Raw genomic sequence first — 9,799 nt, forward strand, 5'->3', positions numbered from 1 at the left:
TTAATGAAGAAAGCGGCAATTTTAAGTATAGCGGCATTTTACCTGTTACTGACGACGGGTATGTATGTCTGTATACTGCATTGTACCGCCGAATACTTTGTTCAGCCTAGAATAGCGATGCATGACGATTGTGATGAAGCGCACGAAGGTAAAGAACATAAGCCTTGTAAAGATAAAGATGGCTGTGATTGCTGTAAAAAACATGGCACTTATGTCGTCAAAGAAAATATAAAACCTGCTGCCGACTTCCAATCTTTGCAATTTGCAGTTACAATAGATTATCCGGTAATATTAAACTTTATCCCGGAATACCCTACCACAGCTACCTTGGCATGGCAGGACAGCAACGCGCCGCCGTGGAAGTCCGGTAAAGCTATATCCATTCAATTCCGTTCCCTCCAGATCTGATTCAGGCAACCCTGCGCACCCTGCGTATGGGCATTTCTTTGTTTATTTTTTAACAAAAGCTTGAATCAATAATGATACTTCATATTAAAAATATGGTATGCGACCGTTGCTTGATGGTGGTGCGTCAGCAATTAGAAAATTTGCATTTCCAGGTTACAGACCTTGTTTTGGGGAAGGCAACCATTGATCCTGATCCAGACGAAAGCCATCTGCTGGAAATTGGTTCCTCTTTAAAGCTGATGGGCTTTGAGCTGATCGACAGCGAAAAGCAGCAGATCGTTGAACGTATAAAGAACCTGGTTATTCAGCAAGTCCATTATACCGACTTGTCAAAAAGCCACATCAATTTTTCAGACCTGCTTTCTTCCCAGCTTTTTAAAGACTATGCTTACCTGAGCCGTTTATTCTCTGAATATGAAGACATCACTATCGAGAAATTCATCATCCAGCAAAAAGTTGAAAAGGTAAAAGAACTGCTCGAATACGGGCAAGCCAACCTTAACGAGATCGCTTTTCAAATGGGCTATAGTAGCAGTGCGCATTTATCCGCGCAGTTTAAAAATGTGACCGGCCTGACACCTAGCCAATATAAAACCGGTGAAAAAAATGAACGCAAATCCTTAGACAAAATTTAAAAAATAAAATATTATGAAAATCTTAAAAACTGTTTTATTATCGTTAACCATATTAGTTGTATTTGCATCAGCAAAAGCACAGGCAGTTTCGACCACCACATCGGTGAACAATGTCATAACTGCCTATCTGGGTGTTAAAAATGCCCTGATCGCCGGTAATAATGATGCAGCAAAAAGTAGTGCCAAGGAATTATTGACTGCCATTAGCACAGTGCCTGCTAAGCAATTCACCCCTGAACAAAATACGCTTTGGGCAGCATACACCGATAAGCTTCAATTTGACAGCAGGCACATCAGTGAATCTGCCGCAATAGATCATCAACGGGAGCACTTTGCCAGTCTTTCTAAAAATATGTTTGAACTGGTTAAAGGTTTAAAACTGAATGCCACTACTTTATATGAACAATATTGCCCGATGAAAAAAGCGACTTGGTTAAGTGAAACGGCAGCTATTAAGAACCCTTATTACGGCAGCCAAATGTTAACCTGTGGTAAAACTACCGAGACGCTTAACAAGTAATTTTAAAAATAACAAAATCCGCTATGATGATTTTTAAACCATCATAACTTCAAATTCAAATTAACTATATCATGAAAAATCTAATTATAGTATGCGCACTGGCTATTGTATCATTTACAATAATAGCCTGTAATAATACCAGTAAATCATCAAATACGGATACGACAGGAAAAATAAGTCCTTCTTCCGCAGCTACATCAAGCACTGCAAAAGGAGGCGTTGACCCCAAAACTACTGCTTCTGTAAAGGAAATGGTTGGAAACTATTTACAATTAAAAAACGCGCTGACCAAAGATAATAGCACCGATGCGGCTACCGCTGGAAAAGCGCTATCAACGGGGTTTGCAAAACTTGATCAATCGGTATTAACACCAACGCAAAAGAAATCATTTACTGACATTGCCGATGATGCGAAAGAAATGGCCGAGCATATTGGGATGAGTGGCGGTAAGCTACCCCATCAGCGGGAGCATTTTGATATGTTAAGCAAGGATATGTATGACCTGGTTAAACTATTTGGCGCGGCACAACCTTTGTTTGTAGATCACTGCCCAATGTATAATGATAAAAAGGGTGCAATCTGGTTGAGTGAAACCAAAGAGATCAAAAACCCCTATATGGGTTCAGGTATGTCAACCTGTGGTACCATCCAGGAAGAATTAAAATAGCCGTTATGAAACGTGTAATTAAGATTTCGCTAACTGTTGTAGTTGCGCTATTTATCATTATTCAGTTCATCCCCCGCGATCACAACGAAAGTGAAGCTATTCAGGCGAATGACATAAGCAAGGTGTATGCGGTTCCGGTAAACGTTGGTGCCATTCTTAAAACATCATGTTATGACTGCCATAGCAATCATACCGAATATCCGCTGTATTCCTGGCTCCAGCCAATCAGGTTCATGATGGACAGGCACGTCAGCAAGGGGAAGGAAGAACTGAATTTTAATGAGTTTGGGACCTATTCTTCCAGGAAACAAAGAAGTAAATTAAGGGCTATCGGTGAAAGCCTGGAAGAAGGCTCGATGCCATTATCTTCCTATACCCTCATTCACAGGAATGCTATTCTTTCAACAAAAGATAAAGCAACACTGATGAATTGGGTTAAACAGAACAACGATAGCCCCTTACTAAAAAATTAAAGATGAAAAAAATACTATTCGTGGCGATGATGCTTTGCTTAAAGCAGTTCGCGTTCGCACAAAACGATATGCAAAATATGGCTGGCATGCAAAAAAAACAACCAGTCACCTATACTTGCCCAATGCACCCGGAAATCCATTCGACCAAGCCTGGTAATTGCCCTAAATGCGGTATGAAACTGGTTAAAGAAAAACCGAAAGCTACGGCGAAAAAGACCGCAGGTATGCCCTCGAAAGCATCCGGAAAGAAAGTGGATGATATGAGTGGAATGAAGATGGACGGGATGAAAATGGATCAGAAAAAGTCACCCGCTGAGAAGGCTGATGGGATGCAAATGTCCAAAGATACTGGTAAAAAAACAGGAGATATGGGTGGAATGAAAATGGATGGGATGAAAATGAATGATGCTGGTGAAATGGCTACTGATATGAAAAGCGCAAAAGCGAAATTAGGCCCAATCAAAACACTCGTCAATAATGTGCCGCCACGTACTGTTCGTTATGACCTGTATATTGCAGATACCATAGTCAATTTCGGAGGGAAACCAAAAAGGGCAATCGCAGTAAATGGAAGCATTCCCATGCCAACGCTAACTTTCACTGAAGGAGATACCGCCGAGATATATGTACACAATAAATTAAAAGAAGAAACATCACTGCACTGGCATGGGCTTTATTTACCCAACCGTTATGACGGCGTACCTAATCTCACGCAGATGCCGATCATGCCGGGTGAAACGCACTTATATAAATTCCCGATCAAGCAACATGGTACACATTGGTACCATAGCCATACCGGCTTGCAGGAGCAGATCGGTATGTATGGTGCCTTTATTATGAATAAGCGGAAAGAATGGAATATCCCAACGTTACCGGTGGTTTTAAGCGAATGGACAAACATGAACCCCAAAGAGGTTGACCGCAGTTTACACGCGGCGTCCGACTGGTTCGCTATACAAAAAGGCACTACCCAAAGTTATCTGGAGGCAATCAAATCCGGTCATTTTAAAACCAAGGTAGCTAATGAGTGGAAGCGCATGAATGCAATGGATGTAAGTGATGTTTACTACGATAAATTTCTGATCAACGGCAAAGATCAAAACGAGCAGCCCCAATATAAAGCCGGCGATAAGGTAAGGCTGCGTATCGCCAATGGCGGTGCTTCTTCCTACTTCTGGCTCAAATATGCCGGCGGTAAAGTTACTGTGGTGGCTTCTGATGGTAATGACGTTGATCCGGTTGAAGTGGACAGGCTGATCATCGCACCATCTGAAACCTATGATGTTGTAGTTACTATTCCGGAAAGTAAAAGCTATGAGTTTTTGGTTACACCCGAAGACCGCACCAAATCAGCTTCGCTGTGGTTGGGCAAAGGGGAAAAGGTTTACGCAGAAAAAATGCCGAAACTGAAATACTTCGCCGGTATGAAAATGATGAACGACATGATGGACATGAACGGTAACATGGTACAAATGGAAGGCATGAAAATGCAAAACCAAACTATGGACATGAATACCGTAATGTATCCTGAAATAACCGGCGCGGATAAACCACAGGCAGACGATAAAAAAGGCGCTATGATTGGTATGCAGATGCCGAATGATAAAAGCATGGCGGGTATGAATATGGCGGCCGACAACTCGGATATTGTGACCCTTAACTACGGGATGCTTCGTGACCCGCATAACACCACCTTACCCAAAGGCCCGATGAGGGAACTTAAATTTGATCTGACCGGCAATATGAACCGTTACGTATGGACGATGGATAATAAAACAGTATCAGAATCAGATCGGATATTGATCAAAAAAGGTGAAAATCTAAGGATCATCCTATACAACAACAGCATGATGCGCCATCCGATGCACCTGCATGGACATGATTTCAGGATAATCAATGGGCAGGGTGAAAATGCCCCAATGAAAAATGTGGTGGATATTATGCCGATGGAACGGGATACCATAGCGTTCAACGCGTCTGAAGCTGGCGGAGACTGGTTCTTTCATTGCCACATTTTATACCACATGATGAGCGGTATGGGCAGAATATTCAGTTATGAAAACTCACCGCCTAACCCGGAAATACCTGATCCTAAGCTGGCGCGGAAGATGTTAAACATGGACGACCAGATGCCACATTTCATGGGCAAACTCGGATTGGAAAGCAATGGAAGCGATGCACAATTTATGCTCTCCAACACCCGCTGGAAAGCCAGCACCATGTGGCATTTAGGTACCGATGCTATGATGGGCTATGAAAGTGAAACTATGGTCGGCCGTTATATTGGTCGTAACCAGTGGTTATATCCTTATATTGGCTTTGATTACCACTATAAAAAGTTCAATCCCAACGAAAAGAACATTTTTGGCAGTGACTATAAAAACATGTTCGGCCAGGTGAGTAACAAAGACAACAGGCATACCGTAGTGGCTGGTGTGGCTTATACGCTACCTATGTTGTTTGTCGCCGACGCGCGTATCGATGGAGATGGGAAGTTGCGTTTTCAGTTAGGACGGGATGATATTCCCATTTCCAGCCGTATGCGCTTTAATATTATGGTGAATACCGATAAAGAATATGCAGCAGGACTTCGGTATATCGTTACCAAATACTTTTCGCTATCCACGCATTACGATAGTGATATGGGCTTAGGTGGCGGTTTAACGCTAACATATTAGAAAAGTGATCAATGGGATGGCTCAACTTAAAATTGAAGATATTTTTTAAAATCCTCGTTTAAACATTACCTTTAGAAGGTATTATTTGTGTCTTTAATGAAAAAGATTTGTGCATTTTGCTTGACTGCATTCTACCTGTTATTGGCATCAGGTGGCTATGAATGCGTTTTGCACTGCACGGCTGAATACCTCTTTACTGACAAGATTGAAGTCTTTGTAAGTAAAGATACTGATACAAACAACAAAAAGGGGAGGCTACGGAGGACGATGATAAATGCGGTGCGGACTGTACCTGCTGTTATCATCATGGCACATACGTAGTCAGGGAAAATATCAATGCGGTCGTTGGCTTGCAATTATCAGCAATACATATTTCACTGGTTCCTTTTGTAGCAGACAAGGTTTATTTCATACCTAAAATAGTTAATAACTCCATAAGCTGGCCCAGGGCAACCGGGCCTCCATTTATTTCCGGAACTGCCATTTATCTTGCCAACCAAACTTTTCTAATCTGATTGATCGTTGCCGTCACTCTGGCGGCCTGATAGCTTACTATCTGTAAACGTTCAAAAGATATGGCCCACTTTATGAATTTAAGGTTTAATTCTGGCATTCTATAGTAGGCCAAACGACCCTGATGCTAGTTTCAAATTTTGTATTTGTGAACTAAGTCAGGATTCCAACTATTTTGCTTCGTTTTCAGAAGTGGGGATTCCCCTGCCTTAAATGCTATTTGCCAAATTTCGTCCCTTTTTTATTGTCTACCCGGGCCACTGGCTGGGTTTAATTACGCAATTAATAACTAATAATCAACATTACACAAATGTTATATTCTATAAATGTGCCGCTGAAAACTGCTACGGGAAGTGTGCGGTCCTTTGACCTGATACCTGAACTTGTACCCGGCATCAATGGTCGTCAATCCATTACAGGCGTATTCACAATTGTCAAAAAACATAATGACGAAAGCATTGATCACATGTCTGTCGAAAAGGCATATGGCAAGCTTATTTTTATTAACGAAAATTTTTTTGAGTGGAAGTACGAGGGGAACATGCTTAACCAACTTGAGGTGCATCAGCTTGTAGACCATGTTCAAAACCATGCGGAGGAAATCCTGAAAGACATCGACAATATTCCTGACCAATTCTCCCCTGGTTTTGATAGCATTGAAAATTTCCCTCATATAGATGAGGATTTGCTTGATGATCCCGAGGTCAAACGCCTGCTGGCTATTTCGCCATATTTCTTATATGGTTCTAAAGACGACTTGGTAGCAATTGTAAAGAATTTCGGACACTACGACATCCTGATCAACGACGACCTCACGGCAAAGCTGGACAAGGACGAAAATGATGGATGGCAGATTACATGGGGAGTCCTTAATTGTCCGGGACTGTTTGACGAAATCGTCAGGAGAATAGAGGCAATTAACAACTTAGGTTGATTTTACAGCGCGCCAGATCGTAAAAAAGTATCAGTACAGCGATTGTTGACTCGCAAGTACTGTATCAAAATTATACTGGACAGGTAACGAACACTGCAATTATTTTCATTTATTATGCTGAGGCCAAAACAACCAAAAGAAAAAAATCCAATGAACGACTTTAAGGTTGTCCACTTAGATCTACCTTATATGATTAAAATGTAAAATAGTTTCCAAATTTATACCTTAATAAAATGAAAGCACTCCTCTTTATGCTATCAGTCATGATGATACTTACGTTAAGTTCACTGTCCGGTAATAGGACTTCAATCGGTCAGGGACAGCAACCACAGGTTAGTGTTGATAATAAAGGAACTATAAGAGTTGTATTTGGATCAGGTGATCAAATCTTTTGCGCTACATCCATCGACCATAGTGCTTCTTTCGGAAAGCCGGTATTGGTTGCTAACGTTCCTGAGATGCACCTGGGCATGTCCCGGAGGCCGCAATTAGCCAGTTCTAAAAACTATTCGGTGATCTCGGCTATAGATAAAGCGGAGCAATCAGGCGAGATATTCGTTGATGCGGGTCTTGACAGCTCTGAATATTGATCGTAACAGTTTTAACGAGCATGAAGAACATTATAAATCGTTGCAAAAATATATTCATGCGGTTTTGGATAAGGTATTTGATGAAACAAATAAGGCCGCTATTCAAAAAAGAGAGGTTGTTAAAGAAACGAAGCTTTCGACTCAAAGTAAAAAAATAAAATTAAAAGCTATGAAACTTATTTAATTTTTGGCATTCTAGTTTGTTTTTTGCTAAAACCTGGCGTTAATTTTACTAAGTCATATTTTAACTTAATAAACATATTGGTTAATATTGAACATTGACCTAAAATCCCAGCAGAAATAATGATTTAATAGAGGTGACCTGGATAATGCCAAATACCTTATTGTTCTGTAGGGTTAACCGGCATCCGAAAACAGCATAGACCATCTTTCCAAGGATGAGAACCTATATATTACATTTTAGAGGCGTAATCTGTTAATTATAATCAATGCCCGCTTTCCAGACCGCGATTAATGAGAGCGAATCTGATATATTTTGAGTTGGGTCGCCTTTCACTAATAAGAGGTCTGCTCTATTCCCGACAGATATCATCCCCCGGTCGTGCAATCCGAATCTCCTGGCCGGTACTGATGTCGCCGCCCTCAACGCTTCCACCGGAGATAAACCGGCTTCTACAAACAGCTGCATTTCATGATGTACACTTACACCATGAGCAAGGCCGCCTAATCTGGGTACAGGAAGAGATACATCTGTCCCAATCAAAAGATCAACGCCAGCGTTGTGAAGATCAATCAGATTTTTAAAACTGTCCTGCAAATCACCTTCAGGAAAGGTATGAAAACAAGAACACATAGTGGTTACCCAAGCCTGATCCAACTTATTAATAACGCGCTCGTCATGAGCAATATGACAGGCGTTCTTGCCGATTATAGAGGAATTTAAAACCAGGCAAGGTGTAACAAAAACCCCACTTGCAGCGATCGCGGTAATTAAATCCGGCGTCCACTGCGGCCGGTCAATGAAAAGATGTGCCAATCCATCCATCCCTATTTCGATAGCTATTTTGGTTGTTTCAGCAGTTAATACATGGGCGATAGCCATTTTATTTAACCGATGCGCTTCATCTACCGCGGCCTTCATTACCTCCGTGCTAATCATTGGCAAGCCCGGTGCGTTCAGTATCGTTCCCTCCTCGATCATCACCTTAAAATAATCAGCACCGTTATCCACCTGTCTGTTTACAAACAGCAGTGCGCCTGTTATCGTTGTCACATCCGGTCCACCCTCTTCATTTTCATTTGGTGCCTGCAATAATTCCAGGAAGTCACTTTTATCTTCCTCGCTCATGTGTTCCATCTTTTTTAAGATAAAATCCGGTATGCCCTGTTCATCAGGAAGCAATTCATCCGGATGACCGCCGGGGGCAGAAAGTCCGAGACCTGCCGAACGTACGTCCGCAATGTCATCAATTCCTTTCAATTGCAGTTCCCGGCCTTTTTTGGTAAGACCACCTGCCATTTCTAATTCGGTGGTTACCCCAAAACGTAAAGCTTCTCTTAAACCGTCAACAGACGTATGAACATGGGAATCGATAAGGCCGGGCAGTAAAGTTGCGCCTTCGCCATCTATTATTTCGGCATTGTCAGGAATAGCTCCGCCGATAGCAATGATAATACCATTTTCGAAAACCACCGTCTCCTTACCAATATTATTAACGCCATTGAAAACATTGGCGTTAATAATTGCTGTTTTTGCACTTTTCCGTTGCATCATCAAATTTGATTAATGACACAAAAATAGGATTACGGTAAAACAGATAATTGTATAAATCGGTCGTTTTCGTTTTTAGCCAGTTCTCCAGGCGGCACGCCGGAAAACTTCCTGACGTCCTTTATAAAATGGGCCTGGTCCGTAAAATTTGATTCAGGATATAGCTTACCTAGTCTTATTTGCCTAAACGAACTTTTAAAGCGGATGATCTTGCAATAAGATTTTAAAGAAATGCCAAACCGATCATTGAAATACCGGTTGATCTGACGGCTGGACCAGTTTACCTGCCTGGAAAGCTCTTTAACGGTTAGCGTGCCGCCTGATGAATAGATCAATCGAAACAGGTCTATCTTTCGGTTGTCGATATGAGGTTTTATTAAGCTAATTAAGTGGTCAGAAACTCTTTTACATATAGTATCGAAACTATTCAGATCATGACGTGATAACCCCCAAAAATCGACCGGAAGTACGAGTGCGGTGTTCAACAGCGATGACACTTTAATGTCTAATAAATATTCCAGCGCAGGCAGTCTAAAACTAATTGAGAAAATGATGTAACCCTCCCTTAGTTCGGACTGGTATTTTATAGACTTATTTAATTCAAAAATATAATTATTGTTGTTGTAACTGTGGGGATGTTGGAAACTC

Annotated in this window: 10 protein-coding genes; 8 read left to right on the forward strand and 2 right to left on the reverse strand. The window is 41.4% G+C overall.

All coding sequences use genetic code 11. The features are described 5' to 3' along the window. Positions 1-3: 3 nt before the first annotated feature. The 8 genes from ABIB39_RS22215 (at position 4) to ABIB39_RS22250 (ending at position 7,419) form a co-directional block, all read left to right on the forward strand. Complete coding sequence (locus tag ABIB39_RS22215; protein ID WP_354432390.1) at positions 4-408, forward strand: HYC_CC_PP family protein; 405 nt, start codon at positions 4-6, stop codon at positions 406-408. 71 nt (positions 409-479) lie between these two features. Next, positions 480-1,043: a helix-turn-helix domain-containing protein gene (locus ABIB39_RS22220; protein ID WP_354432391.1), complete on the forward strand. Its 564-nt coding sequence runs from the start codon at positions 480-482 to the stop codon at positions 1,041-1,043. 13 nt (positions 1,044-1,056) lie between these two features. Beyond that, positions 1,057-1,563 carry a DUF3347 domain-containing protein gene (locus tag ABIB39_RS22225; RefSeq protein ID WP_354432393.1) on the forward strand — a complete coding sequence of 169 codons (507 nt, stop codon included), beginning with the start codon at positions 1,057-1,059 and terminating at the stop codon, positions 1,561-1,563. Positions 1,564-1,634: 71 nt separating this feature from the next. Next, positions 1,635-2,231: a DUF3347 domain-containing protein gene (locus ABIB39_RS22230; RefSeq protein WP_354432394.1), complete on the forward strand. Its 597-nt coding sequence runs from the start codon at positions 1,635-1,637 to the stop codon at positions 2,229-2,231. A gap of 5 nt (positions 2,232-2,236) precedes the next feature. Further along, positions 2,237-2,704 carry a heme-binding domain-containing protein gene (locus tag ABIB39_RS22235; RefSeq protein ID WP_354432395.1) on the forward strand — a complete coding sequence of 156 codons (468 nt, stop codon included), beginning with the start codon at positions 2,237-2,239 and terminating at the stop codon, positions 2,702-2,704. 2 nt (positions 2,705-2,706) lie between these two features. Next, the gene (locus ABIB39_RS22240; RefSeq protein WP_354432396.1) at positions 2,707-5,382 is read left to right on the forward strand and encodes a multicopper oxidase domain-containing protein; all 2,676 of its coding nucleotides are present in this window, start codon (positions 2,707-2,709) and stop codon (positions 5,380-5,382) included. 823 nt (positions 5,383-6,205) lie between these two features. Beyond that, positions 6,206-6,829, forward strand: a complete 624-nt coding sequence (locus ABIB39_RS22245; RefSeq protein ID WP_354432397.1) for a hypothetical protein — start codon at positions 6,206-6,208, stop codon at positions 6,827-6,829. Positions 6,830-7,062: 233 nt separating this feature from the next. Beyond that, positions 7,063-7,419: a hypothetical protein gene (locus tag ABIB39_RS22250; RefSeq protein ID WP_354432398.1), complete on the forward strand. Its 357-nt coding sequence runs from the start codon at positions 7,063-7,065 to the stop codon at positions 7,417-7,419. Positions 7,420-7,855: 436 nt separating this feature from the next. Here the strand turns inward: ABIB39_RS22250 and ABIB39_RS22255 are convergent, their stop codons facing one another. Both ABIB39_RS22255 and ABIB39_RS22260 read right to left on the reverse strand, forming a co-directional pair. Beyond that, positions 7,856-9,154, reverse strand: a complete 1,299-nt coding sequence (locus tag ABIB39_RS22255; protein ID WP_354432399.1) for an amidohydrolase family protein — start codon at positions 9,152-9,154, stop codon at positions 7,856-7,858. A 29-nt stretch (positions 9,155-9,183) separates the two neighbouring features. Beyond that, positions 9,184-9,799, reverse strand: a 616-nt coding sequence (locus ABIB39_RS22260) for a helix-turn-helix domain-containing protein (protein ID WP_354432401.1), incomplete at its 5' end; no start/stop codon positions are given.

The sequence above is a fragment of the Mucilaginibacter sp. UYP27 genome, from assembly GCF_040547175.1.
In the GTDB taxonomy this organism is placed as follows: Bacteria; Bacteroidota; Bacteroidia; order Sphingobacteriales; family Sphingobacteriaceae; genus Mucilaginibacter.